Genomic DNA, 26419 nt, shown 5'->3' on the forward strand with positions numbered 1-26419 from the left:
TTATTCCTCATCTAAGTCTTGGTGGTGCTCGATATAAAGCGCACTAAGCACTCCAGCGAAACATGCCATCAAAACACCTAGAATCCATGCAAAATACCACATACCACATCTCCTGATTAGTACAAACTATGAGAGTTTTCTTCAATGTGCTTGTTTGAGATGATTCCCCACATTTTGTAATACGACCAAGAGGTATAAATCAAAATGAGTGGAACAAAAATACAGGCAGCAACGGTCATCACGCCAAGTGTTTTATGGCTAGAAACAGCATCCCACATTGTTAGGCTGGATGTTGGATCAATACTTGAAGGCAATAAGAACGGGAACAATGAGAAACCAGCTGTTAAAATTGCTCCAACAATCATCAGGCTAGTGCCCATGAAACTCAAAGCTGCTTTATGTTTTGCTGCACTAATAATCACCAATAACGCACCCAGGATCGCAAAGATTGGTGCAGCCATAGTGATTGGGTAAGTTGCATAGTTATTTAACCAACCATGATTTGTATTGGTCACAATGTCTTTAGCAAGTGGATTTAATGCAGCATTAGTATTTACAGCAGTAGCATAGCTATAACCAGAAATATTGCCAAACAATAACCATGCACCAGCAGCTAAGAAGCACACAAGGAACACAATTGCCATAATTTGTGTAGCTTTGGCAGAACGGTTATGTAAGTTTCCATCAGTACGAAGCATTAACCATGCTCCACCATGAGCACACAACATGGATAAGCTAACGATACCGCAAATCAGTGCAAATGGATTTAACAACGCGAAGAAACTACCCGTATATTGTGAACGTAGTGTGTCATCTAAACTAAAGGGTACGCCTAAAAACAGGTTACCAAAGGCTACACCGAAGACCAATGCTGGCACTGCACCACCGATACATAACCCCCAGTCCCAAGATGTACGCCACTGTGTATTTTCTAACTTCGAGCGATAGTCAAAACCGACAGGGCGAAGGAATAGGGCGAATAAGACTAATAAGAGCGCCCAATACATACCTGAAAAGGCAACAGCGTAAACCATAGGCCATGCTGCAAAGAGCGCACCGCCAGCAGTAATGAACCAAACCTGATTGCCGTCCCAGTGAGGCGCAATCGTATTGATTGCTGCTCGGCGTTCTGAATCCGTTTTACCGACAAATGGCATGAGAGCCATTGATCCCATGTCGAAACCATCGGTGAGGGCAAAACCAATCAGTAAAACACCAACTAGGACCCACCAGATAATTTTTAGGAGTTCATATTCGATCATGATTGAGCCTCCCCAGTTTTTGCTTCTAGTTTTTCAAAATGATATTTACCAGTATGCAAAGAACTTGGACCTAAACGAGCAAATTTGATCATCAAGTACATCTCAATAATAAGAAGTACGGTATAGAATGCTGCTAAAGCGATGATTGATCCCCATACATCAGCGGTACTAATACTTGAAGCTGATAAGTGCGTTGGGAGAATTTCACCGATAGACCAAGGTTGACGTCCACCTTCTGCGACATACCAACCTGTTTGCGCTGCAATCCAAGGAAGTGGAAGGGCAAACAAAGCAAACTTGAGTAACCAAGGTTTATCTTCGGCATTGCGTTTTGCTACAGCCCATGTCGCTAACAGGAATAACAAGAGCATAAGGAAGCCAGAAGCGACCATTGCACGGAAAGAGAAGAATAATGCGGCTACATTTGGAATGGTATCTTTGGTCGCAGCTTGGATATGCGCTTCAGTAGCATCAACCACATTTGGAGAATATTTTTTCAATAACAGACCATAACCTAAGTCTTTTTGATTTTTCTCAAATGAAGCCAACAATTCTGGCGAGCGGTCACCTGCACGAAGTTTTTCTAATTCACTATATGCAACCATACCATTACGAATACGAATCTCATGCTCTCTCATTAAGTCTTTGATACCTGTGACTTGAGTATCTGTCGAGCGCGTTGCAATTATTCCCATCACATAAGGAATTTTGATTGCATAATCAGTTCGCATCTCTTTTTGATTCGGGAGACCAAATAAAGTAAATGCAGCGGGCGCAGGCTCAGTGTGCCATTCAGCCTCAATTGCAGCGAGTTTGGTTTTTTGAACATCACCTAACTCATAGCCTGATTCATCGCCAAGTAAAATCACAGATAATGTTGAAGCTAAACCAAAAATTGCAGCAATTGCAAATGAACGGCGTGCAAACGGTAAATCACGTTTCTTTAATAGGTAATAGCTTGAAATAGCTAGGACGAAGATTGCACCTGTTACATAACCAGCAGAAACTGTATGAACAAATTTGACTTGCGCAACAGGGTTAAAAATCAATGCACCAAAGTCCACTAATTCCATACGCATCGTTTCGTAGTTAAATGCAGCACCAACAGGGTTTTGCATCCAGCCATTGGCGATCAAGATCCATAGTGCAGACATGTTCGAGCCAATAGCGACTAACCACGTGACCCCTAAATGTTGAACTTTAGATAGGCGATCCCAACCAAAGAAGAATAGACCGATAAAAGTAGATTCAAGGAAAAAAGCCATTAAGCCTTCGATAGCAAGCGGAGCTCCAAAGATATCGCCTACATAGTGAGAGTAATAAGCCCAATTCGTACCAAACTGGAATTCCATTGTTAGACCAGTGGTAACACCTAAGGCAAAGTTAATCCCAAAGAGTTTTCCCCAGAATTTGGTCATATCTTTATAAATTTCTTTACCAGAAATCACATAAGTGGTTTCCATGATGGCAAGAATAAAAGCTAAACCTAAAGTTAAAGGGACGAAAAGAAAGTGATACATCGCGGTCATAGCAAATTGAAACCGCGAGAGATCGACCACGCTTTCAGAAATCATCAACGTGTCTCCTGAGTTTTGGACATGTCACCAGCAATACGCTCGGCAACTTCATTATTAAAATCTTTTGGAATGGTGGGAGCATCAAACCAGATATTTTTAATTACGAGGAGTAATACAATTTTAATAATAAGAATAATTGTAATCTCTCGAATTAATCGCCGATTTGGATCTTGAGAACTTGTGCTCATAGAACCGATTCTCATATTTTAAAATCATGTGAAACATTATTAAATATAATTGAATAAAAATAAACTTTTACAGGATAATTTGATTATTTAAATTAAAAAATCATTAAAAACAATATTATATTTTTAATATATTATTATTTAAAGTGTTTCTATTTTTATCCAACTAAAATGATAGGGTATTATTATTAATTCTGATTAAAACACTTGTATTTATTCTATTTAAGTTTATTAAAAAGCTTGGATTTAAAAACAATTAATTTTAATTAAAACCTATTAAAATAGTCTGATTATAAAAATATCAATATTTACAACAAGTTAATATTTTGATTACATAAAGCCATCATTTAAACTGCATTAGGTGATGAATTCCTAGCACATTAGTAAAGTTTTTACCTAAAATTTAAATTTGATGAAGACGAGCAATTGCTATGAAAGCTTTAAAAAAGTGTTGTTAAAAAAAGAATGATAAAAACTTAATGATAGAGAAGAATTTTTGTAAAAATTTGTAAATTTGTGTTTTTGAATAGGAATTTTTCTTATTTGTATTGTCTAAATGACTTAATCTGCAGTAAATAATTTATTAGATGTGGATATTTTTTTTGCCAAATAATGTGAATTTGACTTTTGACTAATTAAAAGTACTTGTGATTGGAGTTCAAGTTCTCCGTACTCGGGTTCTACTTGAACATAATACAATTGTCCGAATTCATTCCTAACTCTAGCTTGTGCTGAAAACCCAGGGCGAGCATTTCCTGTAGAGATCGTAGCTAATCGCCCCACTAGATTGGTATGAGTATGTGTGACTTTAGGTTTTATGACCTGATCTAAACAGTGGATCATAAATACAGTAAAGAAAATATCAATAATTAATGCAGGAATAAAAAGATAATAAGGTGAAATGAAATAGTGCTGTAGAGCAAAAAATGATAATTCTAAAAAATAACCTGCAAAGCTAAAATTAATCAGCAAAAAAACAAAAATGAGGTATTTAGAAAATTTTACATCTAACAAAGGAGAGTTCAATAGCCAGTCGGGAGTCAGCCTTTTGACAAGATGACTCGGACGTAAGCCTATAAATATTCCAATGGTTTCTGCAATGCTCAGCATAATCAAAGCTACTACGCTCATATGAAATGGCATTAGATAGTAATTAAGAAAAAACTCAGTCATTGCAGAATTCATTTACTGAACATTAATCAATATAAATACCACCATCAGAATGAACTTCCAACTTAACTTTTTCTAGGAAGTCACCGAGACATGGTCCAGATATACATTCACCTGTTTCTACAGAAAATAAAGCCCCATGCGTAGAGCATTGAATATATTCACGGTCTTGGTCTAAAAATTGATTCTCAAGATACTCAAGTTCTGTTTGTAAATGCGGACAAACATTCTGATAGGCATAAAAACTGCCATCTTTTTGGGTAATGAAAATTGTTGTACCTTTCATGGTGTCGTATGCACGAGACTCACGCTCAGGTACTTCTTCAGTCATGCAAATTTTTTCCATTTTAAGCACATTCCTGTTGAGCATTTTTAAATTGTTCAAAAAGTTTGGCATAGTTCGTTACTTCTAAACGCGGACCGAACTGAGCGACAACTTCACTTGAAATAAGTATAGCTAGCTGTGCAGCATTAACTAAGTTTAAACCTGTATTAATTGCATAGAGAAAAGCACCCGCAAATGCATCACCAGCACCATTGGCATCTACAGCATTTACTTCACGACCAGCAACATGGAATTGTTGTGTTGGATCAACAATTGTCGCTCCATTTGCACCTTGAGTAATCACGATATGTTGATTATTGATTTTTAAAGCTTCAATTGCAGCAGTAAGACTTTCAGTATTGGTAAACATTAAAGCTTCTTGTTCATTACAGAAGAGTAGATCAACGCCATCATCCATTAACTCTTCTAATCCTTGGCGAGCATATTGCACCATCGCTGGATCTGATAATGAAAGAGCAATTTTAACCCCATTTGCTTTTGCAATTTCACGAGCTTGCTTTACCGCGGTGCGTGCAGTATCACTGGTCGATAAATATCCTTCAATATAGAGCCATTTAGCTGTTTTAAGTGGTTCAAAATCAATTTGCTCATCACTAAGTTCTGCCGTAATGCCAAGGTAGGTATGCATCGTGCGTTCTGAGTCAGGGCTAATCAGTACCATACAGGTACCTGTAACACCCTCGCTAATAGATTGTTGAGCAGTCTTAATTCCTGCTTCATTTAATCCGTTGAGGTAAATCGATCCGAGTTCATCATTACCCACTCGGCAACCATAAAAAGCGGATCCGCCTAATGCACTAAATGCCACAGTAGTATTTGCAGCAGAACCGCCACTGGCTTGTCCTTTGTAGACTTGGGTTTGTTGTAATTGTTGATATAAGGTTGCTTGAGTATCACCATCGGTTAACTGCATTGTGCCTTTTTGCAATGCTTGCTGTGTTAAAAACTCATTAGAGACTTTAAATTCTTGGTCAATGAGTGCATTTCCAATTGCAAAAAGATCAACAGTTGCCATGTTTGTCATCACAGTAAAAACAAAAACCAAAGTTTACACTAATGCTCAGATTTACTGTAGTTTGTAGCGAAAAATCAGGTGAGATTATTTATAAAAAGGAGAAAAAGTTGGAAGTGTCGAATCGAGTCACTATCTATAGAGTTTTAGATCTGTTGAAAGAAATTGATATTCTTATTGATTTTTCTGAACAAGAGGGGTTTCGATTTCTCAAAAGATTAAAACAAGAGTTTATTTCCAAAGATAATTGTTTTAATAAACAGGGTGAAGGATTATTTTTTGCTTATATGAACAATGAACTCGCCGCAGTAGGTGGGTTAAATCAAGATCCATACAATCATTCAACTATGATCGGTCGTTTGCGTCGTTTTTATGTTCATCCGAATTTTCGAAAATATGGAATTGGAAGTCATTTATTAAAAGAAATCGAAAATTTTGCCCAAAAATACTTTTTTGAGCTGCACTTATATACTGATACAGGTGACGCAGCGCAGTTTTATCTTAAGAATGGATATGAATACGTTGCCTTATATAAAACAACTTTTAGGAAAATCATCAACTGATATGATTAAGCGCACTCGCTGATTTTTTCTACAAAAACATAGTAATTTACATGGATATCGATATCTATTCTTAGGTAGACTCTTTATTATCAATTGTAATTACTTAGATAGATAAATTGGAGATCACATGACGGTCGATGTTTCTGAAAGCATAACTCAAACGATTCACCCTGCGTTTCAGCTATTACGTCAACATCATGTAGAAGCACTGGATATTCAAGTTTCAGAATATAAGCATAAAGTGACAGGTGCGGCACATTACCACTTGGCAACTACGAATGATGAAAATGTATTTTTGGTTGCATTTAGAACGCAACCTATGGATTCAAAAGGTACAGCGCACATCTTAGAACATACTGCTTTATGTGGTTCTGAGAAATTTCCTGTACGAGATCCATTCTTTTTGATGATTCGTCGTTCGCTTAATACTTTTATGAACGCATTCACTGCTGCAGATTGGACAGCTTATCCTTTTGCAACTCAAAATAAAAAAGATTTTCAAAACTTATTGTCTGTATATTTAGATGCTGCTTTCGCTGCGAATTTAAATCCATTGGATTTTGCTCAAGAAGGTATTCGTATCGAGCTTGAAAATGATCAAGCCGTTTATAAAGGTGTTGTTTTTAATGAAATGAAAGGAGCAATGAGTTCCCCTACAGATCAACTCTATCATCAGCTTGCTTATCATTTATTCCCTAAAACAACGTATCACTACAACTCCGGCGGTGATCCTAAAGACATTCCCGATTTAAGCTACGAACAGTTGGTTGAATTTTATAAAACGCATTACCATCCAAGTAATGCGGTATTTATGACTTTTGGTAATCAAAGTGCTTACGAGTTGCAAGAGCAATTTGAAAAGTTGGCTTTGCACAAATTTTCAAAAGGGACAACATTATATTCTCAACCAGAGCAACGCCTAACTGCACCAATTGAAGTGACTGAAAGTTATGCGGTCGATAGCGAAGATTTAAAAGATAAAACGTATCATGTTATGTCATGGTTATTGCCAGAAACCAGTGATATTAAACTTCGCTTAGGTATGCGTTTAGTTGAAGGAATTTTATTAGAAAATTCTGCTTCGCCATTACGTCATTATTTAGAAACATGCGGTTATGCGCAGTCTACTGGCCCTTTGATGGGTGTAGATGATAGTAACTTTGAAATGACTTTCTATTGTGGTGTACAAGGTTCAGATGCCGAACATGCTGAAACATTTAAAAATGGCGTGTTAAATATTTTAAATGAAGTTGCTTCTAAACCCATTGATACTGATTTAGTTGAAGCAATTCTTCATCAAATTGAATTACATCAACGTGAAATTAATGGTGATGGCACACCGTATGGTTTGAGCTTAATTTTAAATGGTTTAGGCAGTGCAATTCATCATAATGACCCAATTCATGTTTGGGATGTTGATGGTGCAATTGAGCAGGTAAAAGAAGAATTAAAAGACCCGATGTGGTTATCCAATTTAATTCAAACTCATTTATTAGATAATCCTCATCGAGTGCAAATGACACTTGTACCTGACGCGACGAAATCTATAAATGAGCAGCAAGAAGAAAAAGATCGACTTGCTCAAATTACTGCGAATCTAACAGATGCTGAAAAAGTTGAGATTAGAGAAAAGACGGAGGCGTTAAAACAACGTCAAGACACACCTGACAACCTAGAATTGTTGCCTAAAGTAGGTTTAGATGATATACCCGCTGAATTGCAAATTGTACAAGGTCAACTGCGTGAGATTATCTGTAATGGATTGGACACGCCTCTAAATCTATATCATGCAGGTACCAATGGAATTTATTATCAACAAGTCTTGATTCAAATTCCTGATGAGATCGTACAATCGCCTTACTTCAATTTACTCTCAATTTTAATGGGAGAGGTTGGTGCAGGTGAGTATGATTATTTGGAGTTCCAGCAAATCCAAACAGCTGTTAGCGGTGGTTTGGGAATGGGAGCATCTTTACGTAGTAAGGTTGATGATAAAGATCGAATTAGCGCTTGGTTAACCTTGACCACAAAATCGCTTACACAAAAACTTGATGCGATTCAGTTGTTAAAACTTGCATTTGAACAGCTTCGTTTTGATGAAAAAGATCGAATTATTGAGTTGTTACAGCAACGAAAAACACGTTGGCATTCGCGTTTATCTGGTTCCGGTCATAGCTATGCTATGCAGGCTGCTTCTCGTCAAATGAGTGCATTAGCTCGCCGTGATTATCATAATACTGGTTTAGGTGCATTAAATTGGTTAAGTGAGCTGGTGGCTAAGATCGATCAAGATGATGCAGCTTATGACGCACTGATTGTTGAGTTACAATCGATTCATCGAAAACTTATGCAGGCACCTAAACAATTCTTATTGGTTTGTGAAGAACATCAATCTGATCGTTTGGTTGAAGAGGTTCAGAATGTTTGGGATAAATTAGCTGTTGATAAAACAGAGGTTGCTTTAACTCAAGTAGAGCAAATCAATACAAATCATGATGAAGCTTGGTTGATTCAAGCAAATGTTCAATTCTGCTGTGCAGCATATCAAGCAGTAGATGTTGCTCACCCTGATGCTGCTTCGCTTATGGTCTTAGCTGCTTATTTGCGTAATGGATTCTTGCATAGTGCAATCCGTGAAAAAGGCGGCGCTTATGGTGGTGGGGCAAGTTATGATGGAAATGCTTGTTCATTCCGTTTCTATAGTTATCGAGATCCACGTTTAGCAGAGACTTTTAGTGATTTTGAAGCGAGTGTTCAATGGTTATTAAATACAGAGCAACAAGCACATCAACTTGAAGAAGCGATTTTAGGATTAGTGGCAAGCATGGATAAACCAGGTTCGCCTGCTGGAGAAGCCATTACGGCTTGTTATGCTTTATTACATGCGCGCACACCAAAGTTCAGAAAAACTTTGCGTGAAAGATTATTAAATGTAAATTTAGATGATTTAAAACGTGTAGCAAAACAATATTTACTGGAGCAAACACCAGTAAAAGCTGTTGTAGCACCATTTGCAAAACGAGATGAATTGCAAAAACTTGGATTTAAAATTCAACAAGTGAATTAAAATAAAGCATCGGAGAAATTTATGGCGTTCAAATCTTTTGAACGTAGTCATTTGGAGTTAAGTGTGCTTGCCATACTTAGCTCTTTAACTACTTCATATGCAAGTGCTCAAGTTACTGAACCTGCAAGCCCTGCAACTGCTGAAGCTTGTGTTGCATTAGCATCTAGTGCTGATCGTTTGGCTTGTTATGACAGTCTGTTTAAAGCCCCAACGGTTATTCAAGCTCAACCTCAGGTATCTGAACCCGTTATCGCAGCATCTCCAACAGTTGCTAAAATTGAAAATCAGCAATCACAGCCTGAAAGCTTAAAAGAAAAAGTTGTTCAAAAGGTGAGTGATTTGCATTTGTTCAGTGCCGCGCCTAAGTTTGATCCGAATGTTTCATTACTTGATCGACGTTGGGAACTGTCGGAAGAAAGTAAATTAGGGGTATGGAATATTCGAGGATACCAACCTGTTTATTTACTTCCTGTATTTTGGACGAGTGATAAAAACGAATTCCCAAGTAGTCCAAATTCTCAAAATACGGTAACAGATAAACAAGAGCTAACATCAAGTGAAGCTAAATTTCAACTATCACTGAAAACTAAAGCGTTGGAAAATATTTTCGGGAACAATGGTGATTTATGGTTGGGATATACACAATCTTCTAGATGGCAAGTATATAACTCAGAAGAATCACGCCCATTTCGAGAAACGAATTATGAGCCTGAAGCAAGTTTGATGTTTAGAACAAACTATGAAATTCTCGGTCTAAATGCACGTTTACTTGGTGTAACTTTAAATCACCAATCTAATGGTCGTTCTGATCCTTTATCACGTAGTTGGAATCGCGTTATTTTCAATCTAGGCTTTGAAAAAGATAATTTTGCATTGATGTTACGTCCTTGGTATCGAGTAGAAGAAGATGCAAAAGATGATAATAATCCTGATATTAAAGATTATATGGGACGTGGTGATTTAACCGCATTTTATCGTCATAATGCGAATGAATTTTCTCTTATGCTGCGTCATTCATTAAAAGGTGGTGATCGTTCGCATGGTGCTGTTCAATTTGATTGGGCTTTCCCGATTAAAGGCAAATTGCGCGGACATTTGCAGTTATTTGATGGTTATGGTGAAAGTTTGATTGATTACAACCATCGCGCGACTTACGCGGGGCTTGGTGTCTCATTAATGAATTGGTATTAAATGAGTTTAAATATTCCAGAACCATTATTGCAGCTTGAAGCAAATTGTGGAGTTTTCGCCGTTTGGTTGATTTTAAAGCAATATCAAACAAATATTGATATTGCTGATCTGATTCGATTATGTCGACATGATCATCAAGAGGGAACTTTTACAATCGCTTTGGCTGTGGCACTGAAAAAATTAGGCTTTAACGTCTCATTTTATACTGCGCCTGATCCCGATATGGATCAAAATGAAAAGCAAATTTATCTCGATGCTCAGCTTCTCCAAATACCTATTGAAGCTGCTTTAACGTATCCTCAGCTTCAACAGGAGTATGAAGAAGGTAAATTTGTGATCGTGTTTTATGACACTTTACAAGGCGTAGGTAATCAATCCCTTGTCTATTCAATGGATGAAAGCGAAATCAGTTTTTGTGATCATTTTGATGTGATGTCCAAATACGTATTTGAACAACAACATCAAGCCGAAGGGATTTGCCAGCAAGCAATTGTGATTGAGCAACCGGTAAATTATTATCCAATTTGAATATTAGCATTTGCATGTTTCAAGCGGCTTTTTTTCGGAGTGGCTATGAGATATGCAAGCGTGAGTGGACCCAGTCTTCCCGTATACATGAGTAGACTCAATATAAATAAACTACCATCATGCAACTCACTTGTAACGCCACGTGATAAACCTACTGTACAAGCTGCTGAGACAACTTCAAACATCAAATCCATCACATCTAATTTTGGCTCCAATAAGAAAATAATAAAGCACCCTATAAATACCAGCATTCCTGTAATAGCACTAACAGCAAGGGCTTTGTAAGTCGTTTCATGAGAAATTGAATGATTAAAGATACGAATTTCTTCATTACGACGTAAAAATGAAAGTACACACAGCAATAAAACCACAAAAGTGCCCACCTTAATTCCACCTGCGGTACTAAGAGAGCCGCCACCAATGAACATGAGCAACATCATTAAGAGAGCGGTACTATGCTCCATCGCACCAGTATCAATTGTATTAAAGCCTGAAGAGCGGGGAACAGTTGCTTGAAACCAAGCATTCATCGCCTGTTCGCCTACAGGCATTGAGCCTAATGTCAGAGGATTATTTGATTCTAATAACCAGATCAGAATGAAAGCAATCAAATTTAAAATAGCTATCGTGCTTAATATGAGTTTGCTGTTGGGACTCAGTTTACTCCATCTCTTATTTTGTTTTACATCAATCAGAACGAGAAAACCTATTCCACCTAAAATGTAAAGTGTACTGATGGTTAAGCAAATTAAATAATGACTTTGAAAATTAATCAAACTGTTATCAAAAAGTGAGAAACCAGCATTGTTAAATGCTGATATGCTGTAAAAAACTGAGTAATAAAGTCCTCGATCAAAACCATAGATGGGAATAAAAGAAGTGCTTAAAATAACTACACCAATCAACTCAAAAAAAAGTGTATAAATGACAACACCTTTTGCTACAAAAGTAACTTTGGATAGGCTGGTTTGACCTAAGCTATCTTGAGCCATCATTTGTTGTCTTAATCCAATCTTAGGTGCCAAACTTAAGGCTGCCAAAATTGCGAAGGTCATAAAACCTAAACCGCCAGACTGAATTAATAATAAGATAATGAATTGCCCGAAATGATTAAAGGATTCGTTTAAATTCACTACAGATAAACCTGTAATCGTTACAGCTGAAGTTGCTGTAAATAAAGCATCCATCCAACTCAGATTGCCTTTGTTGGCGAAGGGAAGTTTAAGTAAAAGTGTTCCAATTACAATAAAACTTAAAAATCCAACCGCAAGCATTGAAGGTGGACTTAGATTAAATTTCTTTTGACGATGTGTTTTGGTTTTCATTTATTGAAAGCACTCAGAAAGTTTTTTTAGATCTTTTAATAAACCTTCGAGGATGAGTACATCACCTTGATTTAAAGTAAAACTACTATCAGTTTCATAGAAAATTTGATTATTTCTTTTAACTAATAAAAGTTTAACTTGTGGTGATAGTTGCATCAATCCAAATAAGTTCACACCTTGTAATTTTTCTTTGATTGGGACTTTAATTATATAGTGATCATCATCCAAAGCCATGTAACGACTGACCATTGGATAATTCAGTGCTTGAGCAACGCGTACACCCATATCCTCTTCGGGATGAATGATTTTGGTGATATTTAGGTGAGATAAAATTGTATGATGTGCTTTTGTTTTAGCCTTGACTAATATTTTTTCAACACCTAAATTTTTAAGATTAAGTACACAAAGAATACTCGCTTCAATATCTTCACCAATAGCAACAATAACTGCATCACAATTCTGAATATTAAGTTCTTCTAAAACATGTTCATCTGTTGCATCTGCTATAACAGCATGTGTGATTTGATCGGCTAGATTTTCAACATTTCTCTTAATGGTGTCGATCCCAATGACATCATGATGAAGTTTGGTTAACTCTAATGCGACAGTTGCACCAAAACTACCTAAACCAATGACTGCGAATTGTGCCATAGTGATCCTTAACTAAATGATAAAAATATCTTTTTATTTATTTTAAGTGTTATCAATTTTCTAGTTTGTAATGATTTTGTGTGTTGAAACCACTATGTGAATTATTTCACTTAAAAATAAAGCTGACATCATGTCAGCTTTATTTTGTTGGCGGATTATTTAAGGAAACGCTTGTATCCAATATTGTTGCTTATTTCAGCATACGGATATGTGATTTTCTCTAAAGTTTCGATCAAACCATCTGGATTTTGTTTTGCATCAGTCGCCTGTAAACCTACAAGTACACGACCTTCTGCTGCACCATGATTTCGATAATGGAATAGAGTGATGTTATGGGTAGGACCTAGGCGCTCCAAGAACATTAATAATGCACCTGGACGTTCTGGAAATTCAACGCGAAATAAACGTTCATTTTCGATATTTGCATGCCCACCGATCAGATAACGGATATGAAGTTTTGCGACCTCATCATCAGATAAGTCATCAACTTCATATTGTTGTTTTAACATTTCATGAATTTCGTGACGCTCGGTTTCACCGCCTTTTAGACTAATACCCACAAAAACCTGCGCTATATTACTGTCACTTGCGCGATAGTTAAATTCGGTAATATTGCGACCCTGTAATGAACGGCAGAAATTAAGGAATGCACCTTTTTGTTCAGGAATGGTCACAGCATAAATTGCTTCTTTACGTTCACCTAATTCGGTACGTTCAGCAATATAACGTAAGCGGTCAAAGTTCATGTTTGCACCACAAACAATAGACACCATATTTTTTTCAGTCAGTTGGTGCTCTGTTACGTATTTCTTTATGCCAGCTAAAGCCATTGCACCAGAAGGTTCAACAATACTACGGTTTTCATCATAGGTATCTTTGATTGCAGCACAGATTTCATCTGTATTTACCGTAACAATTATTGGGTCAACAATTGGGCCTGAATTATCTGATTTAGATAAACGGATCATTTCAAAAGGCAATTCACCAATTTGAGCAACCGCTGTGCCATCAGCAAACAAGCCAACATGAGTTAAAATCACACGCTCATTGGATTCAAGAGCAGCTTTTAAACACGCAGACTCTTCGTATTCGACACCAATCACTTTGACATGTGGCGCAACTTCACCTAAATAGGCAGCGACACCTGCAATCAGTCCGCCGCCACCAACAGCAACAAAAACATATTCAACATCACGCCATTGACGCAATATTTCATTGGCAATCGTGCCTTGTCCAGCAATGACGAGTTCATCATCGTAAGGAGGAATGAAGACTAAACCTTCATCTTCTGCACGTTGTTTTGCATACTTATTGGCAACATCAAAGCTATCGCCGTGTAAAACGACCTGACCACCAAGATTTTTAACCGCTTGAACTTTAATGTCAGGTGTTGTGCTTGGCATCACGATAATCGCATGAATACCTAATTTTTTCCCTGATAAAGCAACACCTTGTGCATGGTTACCTGCCGAAGCACAAATAACGCCACGCTCAAGTTGGTCTTTTGGAAGCTGGCTAATACGGTTATAAGCACCACGTAATTTAAAAGAAAATACAGGTTGTAAATCTTCACGTTTAAAGCGAATGTTATTATTAATTTTTTGACTAATTCGGGGAGCTGCTTCAAGCGGTGTTTCAATCGCAACATCATAAACAGTTGCTTGTAAAATTTGTCGTACCACACGAGACAGCATGTTCATCTTCCCTATAACAGTTTAAAATAGGCGATCATTGTAGCAAACCCCTGTACATTTGCGCTGTTTTCTTAGTGCAAATGTCAAAATAGTTGAGTGAAGTCATGAGTCTATATGCAACCCAAGATGAAAAGAAACAAGCTGCGGCAAAAGCAGCTTTGAAACATTTGCCTAAAGGCGGCATTTTGGGGGTAGGAACAGGTAGTACCGTTAATTTTTTAATTGATTTGTTGCCTGAATTGCAATTAGAGGCGGCTGTGGCAAGTTCAACGGCTACTGCTGAACGTTTAAAAAAGTTAGGTATCGAAGTGGTCGATATGAACTCAGTTGGTGGTTTAGATGCCTATGTTGATGGTGCAGATGAAATTGATCGTCATATGCATATGATCAAAGGTGGTGGTGCAGCGTTAACGCGTGAAAAAATTGTTGCCTCAATTGCCAAGAAATTTATATGTATTGTTGATGACTCAAAATGGGTAGAGCAATTAGGTCGTGATTTTCCGCTTCCTGTTGAAGTTATTCCAATGGCGCGTTCAGCAGTTGCACGTAAAATCGTCGCTTTAGGTGGTGATCCTGTTTATCGTGAAGGCGTAGTGACGGATAATGGCAATGTGATTTTGGATGTATTTAATTTAAATATCTTAAATGCACTTGAGTTGGAAAGAACACTCAATAATATTCCTGGTGTTGTGACCAATGGAATCTTTGCCTTGAACCCGGCAACCATTGCAGTCGTTGCAACTGATCATGGGATCGAAGAGCGAACAGCACAATAATGGATTCAGTTTCATTGGAAACGCAATTACCTGAAATAAAAATCGTTCGACACGCAAGGGCAAAAAATTTGCGCTTGCGTGTCGAGCCAACTGGTATTCGTTTAACAGTGCCTTTATCGTGCAGTAAAAAACAGATTCAGCAATTTCTGAATCAGTCTGAACAGTGGTTGATTAAGACTTGGTCGCAGCAACAAAATAGAATTAGCGGAACGATCACGATTCCAGAACAATTATATTTATTTTTCCACTCCCAAGCTTTTCAAATAATGCAGCAGCAACAACGTCATATTTTTAAATTTGATTGGGAGAAACACATTTTATTTATTCGAAATCAGGAAGTGGAAAAAGCTGTGCAAGCTGCTGTTAATGGCTATGCAAAGCAATTTCTTCCAGAATATCTAAAAAGTGTCAGCCAAGAAGTTGGATTAATATATCAAGAATGTAATATTCGAAGACCTAAAACAAGGTGGGGAAGTTGTACCTCAAAACATGACATTATGCTAAATGCAGGTTTAGTACTAATGCCAGAAAATATTGTCCGATCTGTTTGTATCCATGAGTTGGTACATACTAAACATTTTGATCACAGTGCTGCTTTTTGGGGGGAAGTTGCGAAACGTGATAGAAATTATTTAGAGCATCGCAGGCAATTAAAAAGTACTCAATTGCCTGCTTGGTGGTCTATTAACTAAAACTACATTCTAATTGCGTGGTTTGTAGTTGGTCTGGTGCTTTTCTACTATCAAGCCCAGCACTAGCACTCATGACTTGGTTTGACTTAATTTGAACTTGAACAAATGTATATTGCAAGGTTGGATTATTTGGTTCAGTAGAGCTACTGTTTAAAATATACTGATTATTTGCTTTATCGACCTGTAATAAATTATCTGTACTATCCGCATCTAAAACTGAACGATAAATTTGTGAACCTTTAATTAACTCAAGTGTTCCATTGGCACGAATGTTTAATTGGCAATTGTTAACTGTATCTTGATAATGACCGATTAAGTATTCAATAGATGGTAAATTTGGATTAATGATATTGATACCAGTCAAGCCTTGTTTACAAGGATAAATAGAACCATTACAAGTTGCTGTAGTGTCTACAAATCCAACAGCACGCCTATAATCACCAGCGCCAACTACGCGTACTACTTCTTTAGAATCGGTTTGTGGTGTAGCCCCAGAATATTGCTTTTGTAGTAAACTTTGATATCCAGATGGATTAAAAGTTGGCTGTTCATAAAGTTGGGCAAGTTTAAGGACAGCATTTTTTAGCTCATATGCATATAAATCTCTAATATTTTTTTGATTATTACTTATATTGATTAACGTGTTTTTTGATGGATCTATGTTATCAACATTTTCTTTAATCAAAGAAATTAAAGGGGATGAGTCGCCACGTAGTTTTTTCCCATCTAGATATCCATCCCTTAGATCTATAGCTAAATTTTTTGTGAACTCAATATAGGGTTCTTGTGAATTGGTTTCACTCCAAAATTGAACATAGCCAAATGTTATATAAGTATTCACATAAGTACTTTGGTTATTGAAGTTAATAGGCTTAAATACTTCTGTTGATGTTGATGGTGAAAGATTTTTTATGTCATTATTCATTGAGCCCACAAGAGCATAGTTTACATCCTCTGTTGCTAGTCTTAAGTGTAACACTTTAATTAAGCTTGGGTCTTGAACGTCTTGCGGTAGTCCACCAGCTCGAATCATTGATCTTTCAAAAATAGCTTCGGAGCTTGGGTTAATAAAAATTTTCTGCGTGAGGTTACTCGTATTTACCTCTACTAAACTATGAAAAGTTGAATTTAAAGTTTTGTATTGGCCACTTTGAAAATCATATATAGTTGAATTTGGTTTACTAGAAATTACTACTCTGTAAAGATGATTTAGATTGAGAACTTTTGGTAATGTTAAGCTTAAATTATCAGTAGTAGTTACTTGTTGCTCTAAAATTAATGAGTTATCAAAATTATCAAATATTCTGATGATCACATCTCTCATTTCTAGTGGTACTTTAATTTCGAAATTTTTTGGCTTAGGTTCCGAAGGCGACGGTGGGGTGGTTTGAATTTTCGCTTCACTTTCACCACTTCCACATCCTATCAAAGCTGAGCTAAGGAAAAGGGTGCTTACACCTAAAATGATACATTGATTTAATCTTTGTTTTGATCTCAAAGAAGGCATTCCAGCTCTCCAAAATTTACATCCATGAAATTTATTATTACCACTCGCTTTTTATTCTATGCGAATACTAAGGTGATTCAATAGCGTTTCTTGACCAGTGGTAAAATGTTTGCATTTTAAACATCTTTTACACTGTTTTTAGTCGAATAGCGAATATTTATATCTATCTTTTTATACAGAATTAGATACTAATTATTCATTTTCATCCTTAAAGAAAACTTATTTGTGAATTATTAATAAAAACTATTGCTGCTGAAAATACCATATAACTTATAGGCTTATGCATTGAGAAAAATTGATCAAACTGCCATACTATATAACTGATATAAAGTTAGAGGCAGAACACGTGATTTCTATTGGAATTGTTGGTGGAACGGGTTACACAGGCGTTGAATTGTTGCGTCTTTTATTGAAGCATCCACAAGTCCAAGTACGTGTTTTGACATCTCGAACTGAAGCAGGAAAACCTGTGGCAGATATGTTCCCTAGTTTACGTGGGCATACTGAACTTAAATTTTCTGATCTTGATCTGGATCAACTTAAACAGTGTGATGTGGTATTTTTTGCAACGCCACATGGTGTTGCAATGCAACATGCAGAAGAGTTGGTTGCTGCTGGGACTAAGGTTATTGATCTTGCTGCTGATTTCCGATTACAAAATCTGTCTCAATTCGAGAAATGGTACGGTATGCAACATAACTGTCCAAATATCTTGATTGATTCAGTTTATGGTTTAACTGAGTTGAACCGCGAAAAAATTAAGCAAGCTCAAGTAATTGGTAATCCAGGTTGTTATCCGACAACGGTTCAACTGGGTTTGGCTCCATTACTTAAAAGTCAAAACGGTTTGATTAATCCGCAGAGTATTATTGTCGATGCGAAATCTGGAGTATCAGGGGCAGGTCGTAAAGCAAGTTTGGGCATGATTTATAGCGAGAATGCAGATAACTTTAAAGCATATAGTGTTGCAGGACATCGCCATCATCCTGAAATTATTGAAGCATTAGAGAATATTTCTGGACAAAAAGGACAATTTGATCATTTGATTTTTGTTCCACATTTAGTACCAATGATTCGCGGTATGTTAAGTACAATTTATGTTGATTTGACTGAACCAGGTCAACAAGTAGATTTACAAGCACTATATGAAGAGTTTTATAAAAATGAACGTTTTGTTGATGTAATGCCAGCAAACAGTTCACCAGAAACTAGAAGTGTACGTGGTGCAAATGAATTACGTATTGCTTTATATAAACCGCAACCAAATAAATTAATCGTCTTGGTTGCCCAAGATAACTTAGTTAAAGGTGCCGCGGGGCAAGCTGTTCAAAATATGAACTTGATGTTTGGTTTTGATGAGTCTGCTGGTCTGAATGGAATTGGTTTATTACCATAAAAAACGCTTTTTTACTTCACACACATTTAAATTTGGATTTAAATGTGTGCTTTGATGTAGATCATAACGATAGAGATGATGATGGAAAACGCTGAACCGACTATTTCTCCAGAAAGTTCCGTTAAAAAAAATAAATTCCTAAAAACGAATTTACCTTTATTGATTGCTGCTGCTTTGTTAATCGGTAGTAGTTTTTTAATTGGATATACTGTTGGACATCGTCAAGGTCTAACTGTTGTTGGTTACGATGCAGATGCGGAACAACTTGTCGATGTGGTCCAAAAGCAAAAAGCTGCTCTGGATTCTGTAAGTAAAAGCCTAAATGCCGCTGTACAAGAGCGAGATATGGCAGTTGATAATGCAGATGAGCTATTTAAAGGCATTAATCAGGCAAATGCAGACAAACTACAGTTTGAAAATATGAATGCCATTTATCGTGAAACACTTAGACAGCGTGGTGGTGTGAGTTTAACAATTCAAAACTTAGCGATTAAGTCTTTACCTGAAAATGCATTTGAATATCAAATTGACCTAGTTCAGGTAAGCCCAAATAAACGCAGAGCAGTGGGTAGTGTTGAATTGCGTTTAATTAAAGGTACTGAAATTTTAGATATACCATTAGAAGACAAAAACTTTAATTTTGATGATTTTGAGCGTTTAACTGGACGTTGGACGATGCCTAAAGGCTTTGTTCCTCAATTTATTGAAGTTAGATTATCTGGTGCAGGTACACCAGTGATTAAGCGATTTAGTTGGCAGCGTGGTGCACCTGTAGATCTAAATTCAGCTTTTGTGTCTGAAATTCCTCAAGCCGAAGCAAACGCTCAGTAAACTCACAGATTAAGAATTGAATATGCGAAGATATAAACGTCAAATGAATTTAAGTGAAGTGAAAAATTGTTTTCATCAATCTGGTTATATTGATTGGCACTTAAATCCACGTTTAAGTGATTCGCAAGAGGGACATGAGGGTGAGGTTGCTGTACAAACAGCACCACCTGAATTGAAGCTACCGCCTTTATATGCTGTTGTATTATTAAATGATGATTACACACCGATGGATTTTGTCATTGAAATTTTACAAGAGTACTTTTCAATGAACTTGGACCAAGCAAGTCAAGTGATGCTGACAGTTCATTATGAAGGTAAAGGAACGGCAGGTGTTTATCCACGTGATATCGCGGAAACAAAAGCCAACCAAGTAAATAATTATGCACGTTCTCAAGGGCATCCATTGTTGTGTCAAATTGAGCCCAAAGCGTAATTTTTAATATCTATTTTATAAATAATGAGCTTGCTTTATTTTTAAACGTTCAGGCTCTTATTATTTCTTTGTAATTGAATTTTTACAACAATACTTTGTTTTGAATCTTGACCAAGATACTCAACTAATGCTAACACTAGACTATGAAGCGAAGACTCTTGAAGATGTGCATTAAATCACTTTTACAAGACCTCTGCTGAATGAGTCAATAATTAGCTTTTTCATAAATTAAATGTTTTTTGATCAAGCATCAGATAATAAGGGGGTTACATGCTCAGTCGTCAATTAGAAGTATCGTTACGTTTGGCTGTTAGCATGGCTCGTCAAAAGAGACATGAGTTTCTGACTGTTGAACATTTGTTGCTTGCATTATTGGATAATGATTCAGCCGTAAATGCTTTGAAAGCATGCGGAGCTGATATCGTTACTTTACGTAAAGAGTTAGAGGAATACGTAGAGCAACATACCCCGAAACTTGGTGATAATAGCGAACAGGCTCCTCATCCAACTGAAAGTTTTGATCGAATTTTGCAGCGTGCAATTTTTCATGTTCAATCGAGTGGTGGAGATCGTACCGTTGAAGGTGCAGATGTATTAGTTGCAATGTACTCCGAACGAGATTCTTTTGCGGTTTATCTACTTAAACGTCATCAAATTAATCGTTTGACACTGACTCAATATTTATCTCATGGTACCCGCAAAGACGAGATACAAGTTGAAGAAGAAGTTGAAGACATTGAAGGCGAGAATTCAGCTTCGGCAAATGCTGGGCCACTTGAGCAATATACACTTAATTTAAATATTGAAGCGCAAAAGGGTAAAACAGACCCTTTAATTGGTCGTGAAAAAGAAATTGAGCGAGCAGCTCAGATTTTATGTCGTCGCCGTAAAAACAATCCACTTTTAGTGGGTGATCCCGGTGTAGGTAAAACCTCGATTGCAGAAGGTTTAGCTTGGTTAATTGTAAACGGTAAAGCACCTAAGCCACTTGCGAATGCTGAAGTTTACAGTCTAGATATTGGTGCGCTTGTTGCTGGAACCAAATATCGTGGTGATTTTGAGAAGCGTCTAAAACAGCTATTAAATGCTTTGAAAAAGAATCCTAATGCGATTTTATTTATTGATGAAATTCATATGATCATTGGTGCAGGCTCAAGTATGGGTAGCACTATGGATGCATCGAACTTGATTAAACCTGCTTTGGCGAATGGTAGTTTACGTTGCATTGGTTCAACGACGTTCCAAGAATATCGTCAAGTGTTTGAAAAAGATCATGCATTATCGCGTCGATTCCAAAAAATTGATGTCAATGAACCAAGTATTGGCGAAACGATTGAGATTCTACGTGGTCTGAAATCTAAGTTTGAAGATTTCCATCATGTTGAATATGACGACAAAGCACTCGTTGCTGCGGTTGAGTTGTCAGCGAAATTTATTAATGATCGCTTTTTGCCTGATAAAGCAATCGATGTAATTGATGAAGCAGGTGCACAACGCCGATTGAAAGCTGAAGTGGATGGTACAACGATCTCAGTTGAAAATATTGAAGATATTGTTTCTAAGATTGCACGTATTCCACCTAAGACCGTATCTAAAGATGATAAGTCTGTGCTTGAGAATTTAGAGCGTGATCTTAAACGTGTTGTATTTGGTCAGGATGAAGCGATTACAGCACTTGCATCAGCGATCAAATTATCTCGCGCAGGCTTGAAAGCACCTGATAAACCAGTGGGTAGCTTTGTTTTTGCTGGCCCTACAGGTGTAGGTAAAACTGAAGTTACGAAACAACTTGCAAAATTGCTCGGTGTAGAGTTAGTTCGATTTGATATGTCTGAATATATGGAACGCCATGCAGTTTCTCGTTTGATTGGTGCGCCTCCAGGTTATGTTGGCTATGATCAAGGTGGTTTACTGACTGATGCGATTCATAAAAATCCACATTGTGTGCTCTTGCTTGATGAGATTGAAAAGGCACATCCAGATGTATTTAACTTGTTATTACAAGTCATGGATCATGGTGCTTTGACGGATAACAATGGTCGTAAATCTGATTTCAGAAATGTGATTATTGTGCTCACCACCAATATCGGTGCAGAGAGTATAGTTCGTGCAAGTATTGGTTTCACCGAACAAGATCATAGTGCTGACAATCAGGATGCAATGAAGCGTGCGTTCTCACCTGAATTCCGTAACCGTTTAGATGGTGTAATTCAATTTAAAGCACTACCAACTACAATCATTGATTCTGTGGTGGACAAGTTCTTAACTGAATTACAAGCGCAACTCGATGAGAAACAAGTGGTACTTGATGTTGATCAAAGTGCGCGTGATTGGTTGTCAACTAATGGCTACGACCGTCTCATGGGTGCTCGTCCAATGCAACGTTTGATTCAAGAACATTTGAAAAAACCGCTTGCTGAGATGATTTTATTCGGTGAACTTGCTGAGCATGGTGGTAATGTTGCAGTTTCTGTGAAAACAGAAAATGGCAAAGACGTTGGTTTAAAATTGGAAGTCTTTGAAGATCATATTAACCCGAGTGCTGAACCTGCTTAATGTTTGAACTTTCTTTCTCGATAATCCAAATACTTAAAGTATTTGGGTTGTTTTTTGTCACAGCAATTGCTGAAATTCTAGGTTGTTATTTTCCATATTTGATTTTGAATCAAGGAAAATCATATTGGTTGTGGATTCCAACGGCTTTAAGTTTAGCCGTGTTTGTTTGGTTGCTGACTTTGCATCCCGCAGCATCAGGTCGTATTTATGCAGCCTATGGCGGGATTTATATTTTTACCGCCTTATTATGGCTGCGATATGTTGATCAAGTGATGTTGACCCGTTGGGATATTCTAGGCGGTCTTGTAGTGCTGTGTGGCGCAGGTTTAATCATTTTACAGCCACAAGGTTTAGTTCGTTAAAATTAGATCAGCATGGTGCGCATTGTTTCCATGATGATCTATGTCATTTAAAGATTAACTCAGTAAATAGCTTTCATTGATTCCGCATTCTTGAACAAAATTTTTATCATGTGATACCAATATCACAGCACCATTATAGGAGCGAATTGCTTGTGCGAGTAATTCTCGCGATTCGATATCGAGATGGTTTTCTGGCTCATCCAAAAGTAATAAATCGACTGTCTGTTGTTTTAAAGCGAGTAATGCCACTTTTAAGCGTTCTCCACCGCTCAATTTTGTTAAAGGACTAAGCGCCTTATCTCTACGGATTTGTAAATTTCCTAAGAGCGTACGTGCTTTTTGCTCAGTCAAATTTGAATTAATGCCACATAAATATTCAACGGCAGATATATTTTCATCAAGTAATGAAAGATTTTGATCTAGATAAATAGAACTTACTTTGCAGTAAATGTCTCCTGCAAGTGGGTGAATTAAGTTTTGTATGGTTTTAAGAAATGTCGATTTTCCAGTTCCATTTGCGCCACTTAAATGTAATTTTTCTCCTGCATTCATCGCAACGCTTATTGGTTTTGACTTCGTGTAAACCAGTTGCAATTGATTACAGCGTAAGATTTCTCCTGATTTTCCAGTAGTTTGAGTAAATTCGAAAGATTGTGGTTTGAAATGTTCAAGCTCGGTTTGCTTCTGTTGCAACTCATCTTTTACATCTGCAAGTTGCTTGCTTTGTTGTTTACGTAGATGAGAAAGCGATTGCTCGGATTGTTCTTTCTTGGCATCCAATAAAATTGGTGCTTGTGAACCAGAAGCCCTTAGCTTTTCACCAGATTTTTGCCGTTTCTGAGCTTTCATAAGGCTTTGATGTTGCTGTTCTTTCAGTTGTTTTAACTCACGCTTTTCTTGTTGCACTGCGTGTGATAATGCTTCAACTTTTAAATGGTGCTGCTGCTGATATAGCGCATAGTTGCCACCGTAATAATGTAGTCCGAGTTGATTTAAGAAGAAAATACCTTGTACGTGAGACAGTAGCTGCCGATCGTGGCTGATTATTAACCCGCCTGTAGGGTGTTGAGCTATTTGTTGAATTAACCATTCACGTCCTAGTGTGTCTAAGTGATTACTGGGTTCATCTAGTAATAGATAATGATCTTTGAGTAAAAATAAGCGGCACAATGCTAATTTAGTTTTTTGACCTTCACTCAAATTTTGAGTAGGGGTATCCAGCGCTGTAGGTAGGTTTGCACTTTCTAAAAGTTGCTGCCATTCTGTTGGTAAATGCCAGAGATTTTCAACCTGATCGTAATCTGCAAATGATGCGATACCTTGCTGAATGCGTTCGAAGCATAAATATAAATCTTCAATGTCTAAGGTCTGAGCAATTGTAGAAGTTTGTACACGTTCAATCTGAGCGAGATATTCATGTGGATTTTGCCATAAGATTTGACCTGAATAGGGCAGCTCTGTTGTCATTTGCTTTTGTAAAATAGACATGAGTAATGACTTGCCTTGACCATTACGTCCGATCAGACCTGTAAACTGATACAAAGGTAGCTGGAAAGTAAGATGGTCAAACAGTTTTTGCTGAGCAAGTTCGAGTGATAAGTTTGAAACTATACATGCCTGTTGAGTCATAAGAAACCTCATAAACAGGATATGCAAAATAGGTGAAATAGATATTTTTGAAAAATAAAAAATCGCTAAACGATAGATAAGTCTATTTTGCACATCAAAAAGAAAAAGGAAATTTGATGATAGAAATAGGACTTACTTCATTGGCGTGATCTCAAATTGGTTTATTTTTCAACTATTCTATGGGGGAATCCAATAAAGGTCAAATTTTACTATTTTGAAGTTTTAATTAAAAAAGATAAAAAATGCTTGTCAAATGATGAAATAGTGCGTAATTTAAGGGTTAGGAACAGTTTTTAGATATTTGAAATAAACATGTTAAAGCATACTGTAAACACAAACGCATACTTTTATTTTTGGCAATATATTTAGTTGCCTGATGCGTTTCGGGCAGCAAAAAGGTTGCCCAACCAGTTAATACCTGATCGGCAACACCGATCAGGTTTTTTTATGCTTTGATAATCATGACTTTAGGAGAAATACCATGCATACATTCAATTATTCATATTTTAGCAAGATTTCTTGGTTTTACTTTGCAAAAAAATCAACGTCACATAGATCACACTTGCTCAAATAAATGATAGGACTGCGAAGAAGATCAGTCCAAAGGAATTGAAAAATGAATGCTTTAAATACTGCTTTGACACAACCACAAACACATACAAAAGAATCAATGCTTAGCTTACCATCACAACTCAAAGCACAGTTTCCCTTGTCTGCAAATTTAGTGCAGCAAATTTCCAAACATCGTCAAACGATTCAGAATATTTTATCTGGGCACGATCATCGCTTAATGGTGATCACAGGTCCTTGCTCGATTCATGATCCTATTGCAGTACTCGAATATGCTGATCGTTTACAACAACTACAAGAACAAGTAAAAGATCAAATATTCTTGGTGATGCGTGCCTATATTGAGAAACCGCGTACCACTGTCGGTTGGAAAGGTTTTTTATATGATCCAAATTTAGATGGATCATCAGATTTACAACTTGGTTTAGAACAGTCTCGTGCACTTTATTTGCAGCTTATCGAAAAAGGTTTGCCAATTGCGAGTGAAATTTTAAGTCCGATGGCAACAGGCTATTTTGATGATTTATTGGCTTGGGGTGCAATTGGTGCACGTACCAGTGAATCACAAATTCATCGTGAAATTTCTAGTCATATGCCGTACAGCATTGGTTTCAAAAACGGAACGGATGGTTCAATTCAGATTGCTTTGGATGCGATTCAATCAGCACTGCATGATCATCAATTCTTGGGGATGACTCAACAGGGTTTACCTGCGATTCTGCATAGTGAAGGTAACCCTTTACCACATTTGATTTTACGTGGTTCAAATCATGGCACTAATTATGATTTGGCTTCTATTCAAGCAATGCATTTCAAACATAAACATTTACCTGCATTGGTGATTGATTGTAGTCATGGAAATAGTGGTAAAGAGCCTTTACAACAGCCGAATGTTTTAAAGCAAATCATTGCAGAACGTACTGAGTCGAAAGTCCGTGGTGTGATGATTGAAAGTCATTTAGTTGATGGCAATCAAAAGATTTCTTGTGATATGACATATGGACAATCAGTGACTGATGGTTGTTTAGGTTGGGATAAAACGGCTCAAGTTTTGTTAGATGCCGCTGAACAAATGAGATTATAAAACGTATAAAAA

Annotated in this window: 24 protein-coding genes and 1 pseudogene; 13 read left to right on the forward strand and 12 right to left on the reverse strand. The window is 37.0% G+C overall.

What is annotated here, in order from left to right; all coding sequences use genetic code 11:
- The 7 genes from cydX to NGC85_RS07820 form a co-directional block, all read right to left on the reverse strand.
- Positions 1 to 102 (reverse strand): cytochrome bd-I oxidase subunit CydX, encoded by a 102-nt coding sequence (cydX, locus tag NGC85_RS07790; RefSeq protein ID WP_004653762.1) that lies wholly within the window; start codon positions 100 to 102, stop codon positions 1 to 3.
- A gap of 14 nt (positions 103 to 116) precedes the next feature.
- Positions 117 to 1262: a cytochrome d ubiquinol oxidase subunit II gene (gene cydB, locus NGC85_RS07795; protein WP_254805439.1), complete on the reverse strand. Its 1146-nt coding sequence runs from the start codon at positions 1260 to 1262 to the stop codon at positions 117 to 119.
- The gene (locus NGC85_RS07800; protein ID WP_254805440.1) at positions 1259 to 2836 is read right to left on the reverse strand and encodes a cytochrome ubiquinol oxidase subunit I; all 1578 of its coding nucleotides are present in this window, start codon (positions 2834 to 2836) and stop codon (positions 1259 to 1261) included. The genes cydB and NGC85_RS07800 overlap by 4 nt, the downstream gene beginning before the upstream one ends.
- Positions 2836 to 3027 carry a cytochrome oxidase putative small subunit CydP gene (cydP, locus tag NGC85_RS07805; RefSeq protein ID WP_005054167.1) on the reverse strand — a complete coding sequence of 64 codons (192 nt, stop codon included), beginning with the start codon at positions 3025 to 3027 and terminating at the stop codon, positions 2836 to 2838. The genes NGC85_RS07800 and cydP overlap by 1 nt, the downstream gene beginning before the upstream one ends.
- Positions 3028 to 3585: 558 nt before the next feature.
- On the reverse strand, positions 3586 to 4197 hold the full coding sequence (locus NGC85_RS07810; protein ID WP_167539072.1) for an OB-fold-containig protein: 612 nt from the start codon (positions 4195 to 4197) through the stop codon (positions 3586 to 3588).
- A 22-nt stretch (positions 4198 to 4219) separates the two neighbouring features.
- The gene (locus NGC85_RS07815; protein WP_169110507.1) at positions 4220 to 4525 is read right to left on the reverse strand and encodes a Rieske (2Fe-2S) protein; all 306 of its coding nucleotides are present in this window, start codon (positions 4523 to 4525) and stop codon (positions 4220 to 4222) included.
- Between the two features lie 16 nt (positions 4526 to 4541).
- Positions 4542 to 5555: an adenosine kinase gene (locus NGC85_RS07820; protein WP_005054164.1), complete on the reverse strand. Its 1014-nt coding sequence runs from the start codon at positions 5553 to 5555 to the stop codon at positions 4542 to 4544.
- A gap of 41 nt (positions 5556 to 5596) precedes the next feature.
- Between NGC85_RS07820 and NGC85_RS07825 the strand changes: the two genes are divergently transcribed.
- The 4 genes from NGC85_RS07825 to NGC85_RS07840 all read left to right on the forward strand — a co-directional run bounded on the left by NGC85_RS07825 (position 5597) and on the right by NGC85_RS07840 (position 10901).
- A complete protein-coding gene (locus NGC85_RS07825; RefSeq protein ID WP_254805441.1) occupies positions 5597 to 6115 on the forward strand; it encodes a GNAT family N-acetyltransferase in 519 nt (172 codons plus the stop codon).
- A 127-nt stretch (positions 6116 to 6242) separates the two neighbouring features.
- Positions 6243 to 9182, forward strand: a complete 2940-nt coding sequence (locus NGC85_RS07830; protein WP_254805442.1) for an insulinase family protein — start codon at positions 6243 to 6245, stop codon at positions 9180 to 9182.
- A 21-nt stretch (positions 9183 to 9203) separates the two neighbouring features.
- Positions 9204 to 10373 (forward strand): phospholipase A, encoded by a 1170-nt coding sequence (locus NGC85_RS07835; RefSeq protein ID WP_254805443.1) that lies wholly within the window; start codon positions 9204 to 9206, stop codon positions 10371 to 10373.
- The gene (locus NGC85_RS07840) at positions 10374 to 10901 is read left to right on the forward strand and encodes a cysteine peptidase family C39 domain-containing protein (RefSeq protein WP_254805444.1); all 528 of its coding nucleotides are present in this window, start codon (positions 10374 to 10376) and stop codon (positions 10899 to 10901) included.
- Here NGC85_RS07840 and NGC85_RS07845 read toward each other — a convergent pair.
- The 3 genes from NGC85_RS07845 to ilvA form a co-directional block, all read right to left on the reverse strand.
- Positions 10889 to 12226: a TrkH family potassium uptake protein gene (locus NGC85_RS07845; protein WP_254805445.1), complete on the reverse strand. Its 1338-nt coding sequence runs from the start codon at positions 12224 to 12226 to the stop codon at positions 10889 to 10891. The two genes, NGC85_RS07840 and NGC85_RS07845, sit on opposite strands and share 13 nt — an antisense overlap.
- Positions 12227 to 12877, reverse strand: a complete 651-nt coding sequence (locus NGC85_RS07850; RefSeq protein WP_254805446.1) for a TrkA family potassium uptake protein — start codon at positions 12875 to 12877, stop codon at positions 12227 to 12229.
- Positions 12878 to 13032: 155 nt separating this feature from the next.
- Positions 13033 to 14577 carry a threonine ammonia-lyase, biosynthetic gene (ilvA, locus tag NGC85_RS07855; protein WP_188003189.1) on the reverse strand — a complete coding sequence of 515 codons (1545 nt, stop codon included), beginning with the start codon at positions 14575 to 14577 and terminating at the stop codon, positions 13033 to 13035.
- Between the two features lie 98 nt (positions 14578 to 14675).
- Here ilvA and rpiA point away from each other — a divergent pair, with 98 nt between their 5' ends.
- Positions 14676 to 15347: a ribose-5-phosphate isomerase RpiA gene (rpiA, locus tag NGC85_RS07860; protein ID WP_254805447.1), complete on the forward strand. Its 672-nt coding sequence runs from the start codon at positions 14676 to 14678 to the stop codon at positions 15345 to 15347.
- Positions 15347 to 16039: a SprT family zinc-dependent metalloprotease gene (locus NGC85_RS07865; protein WP_254805448.1), complete on the forward strand. Its 693-nt coding sequence runs from the start codon at positions 15347 to 15349 to the stop codon at positions 16037 to 16039. Before rpiA ends, NGC85_RS07865 begins: the two co-directional genes overlap by 1 nt.
- Here the strand turns inward: NGC85_RS07865 and NGC85_RS07870 are convergent.
- The gene (locus NGC85_RS07870; protein ID WP_254805449.1) at positions 16032 to 17546 is read right to left on the reverse strand and encodes a hypothetical protein; all 1515 of its coding nucleotides are present in this window, start codon (positions 17544 to 17546) and stop codon (positions 16032 to 16034) included. The two genes, NGC85_RS07865 and NGC85_RS07870, sit on opposite strands and share 8 nt — an antisense overlap.
- Before the next feature lie 346 nt (positions 17547 to 17892).
- Here NGC85_RS07870 and argC point away from each other — a divergent pair, with 346 nt between their 5' ends.
- The 6 genes and pseudogenes from argC (at position 17893) to NGC85_RS07900 (ending at position 23124) form a co-directional block, all read left to right on the forward strand.
- Positions 17893 to 18942, forward strand: a complete 1050-nt coding sequence (gene argC / locus NGC85_RS07875; protein WP_254805450.1) for an N-acetyl-gamma-glutamyl-phosphate reductase — start codon at positions 17893 to 17895, stop codon at positions 18940 to 18942.
- A gap of 81 nt (positions 18943 to 19023) precedes the next feature.
- Positions 19024 to 19773, forward strand: coding sequence for a DUF6776 family protein (locus NGC85_RS07880; RefSeq protein ID WP_005054148.1), 750 nt, complete (start codon positions 19024 to 19026; stop codon positions 19771 to 19773).
- A 22-nt stretch (positions 19774 to 19795) separates the two neighbouring features.
- The gene (gene clpS, locus NGC85_RS07885; RefSeq protein ID WP_254805451.1) at positions 19796 to 20206 is read left to right on the forward strand and encodes an ATP-dependent Clp protease adapter ClpS; all 411 of its coding nucleotides are present in this window, start codon (positions 19796 to 19798) and stop codon (positions 20204 to 20206) included.
- 67 nt (positions 20207 to 20273) lie between these two features.
- A pseudogene (locus NGC85_RS07890) lies at positions 20274 to 20378 on the forward strand (ATP-dependent Clp protease adapter ClpS); the annotation flags it as partial.
- A gap of 98 nt (positions 20379 to 20476) precedes the next feature.
- On the forward strand, positions 20477 to 22762 hold the full coding sequence (clpA, locus tag NGC85_RS07895; RefSeq protein WP_254805452.1) for an ATP-dependent Clp protease ATP-binding subunit ClpA: 2286 nt from the start codon (positions 20477 to 20479) through the stop codon (positions 22760 to 22762).
- Entirely contained in the window at positions 22762 to 23124 is a 363-nt protein-coding gene (locus NGC85_RS07900; protein WP_254805453.1) for a YnfA family protein, read from the forward strand. Before clpA ends, NGC85_RS07900 begins: the two co-directional genes overlap by 1 nt.
- Positions 23125 to 23178: 54 nt before the next feature.
- On the opposite strand, the gene NGC85_RS07905 is transcribed toward NGC85_RS07900, so the two are convergent.
- Positions 23179 to 24753 carry an ATP-binding cassette domain-containing protein gene (locus tag NGC85_RS07905; RefSeq protein ID WP_254805454.1) on the reverse strand — a complete coding sequence of 525 codons (1575 nt, stop codon included), beginning with the start codon at positions 24751 to 24753 and terminating at the stop codon, positions 23179 to 23181.
- A gap of 616 nt (positions 24754 to 25369) precedes the next feature.
- Between NGC85_RS07905 and NGC85_RS07910 the strand changes: the two genes are divergently transcribed.
- The gene (locus tag NGC85_RS07910; RefSeq protein ID WP_254805455.1) at positions 25370 to 26407 is read left to right on the forward strand and encodes a 3-deoxy-7-phosphoheptulonate synthase; all 1038 of its coding nucleotides are present in this window, start codon (positions 25370 to 25372) and stop codon (positions 26405 to 26407) included.
- The last annotated feature ends 12 nt before the right edge of the window (positions 26408 to 26419 follow it).

Source organism: Acinetobacter sp. Z1 (assembly GCF_024296945.1).
Classification (GTDB): Bacteria; Pseudomonadota; Gammaproteobacteria; order Pseudomonadales; family Moraxellaceae; genus Acinetobacter; species Acinetobacter beijerinckii.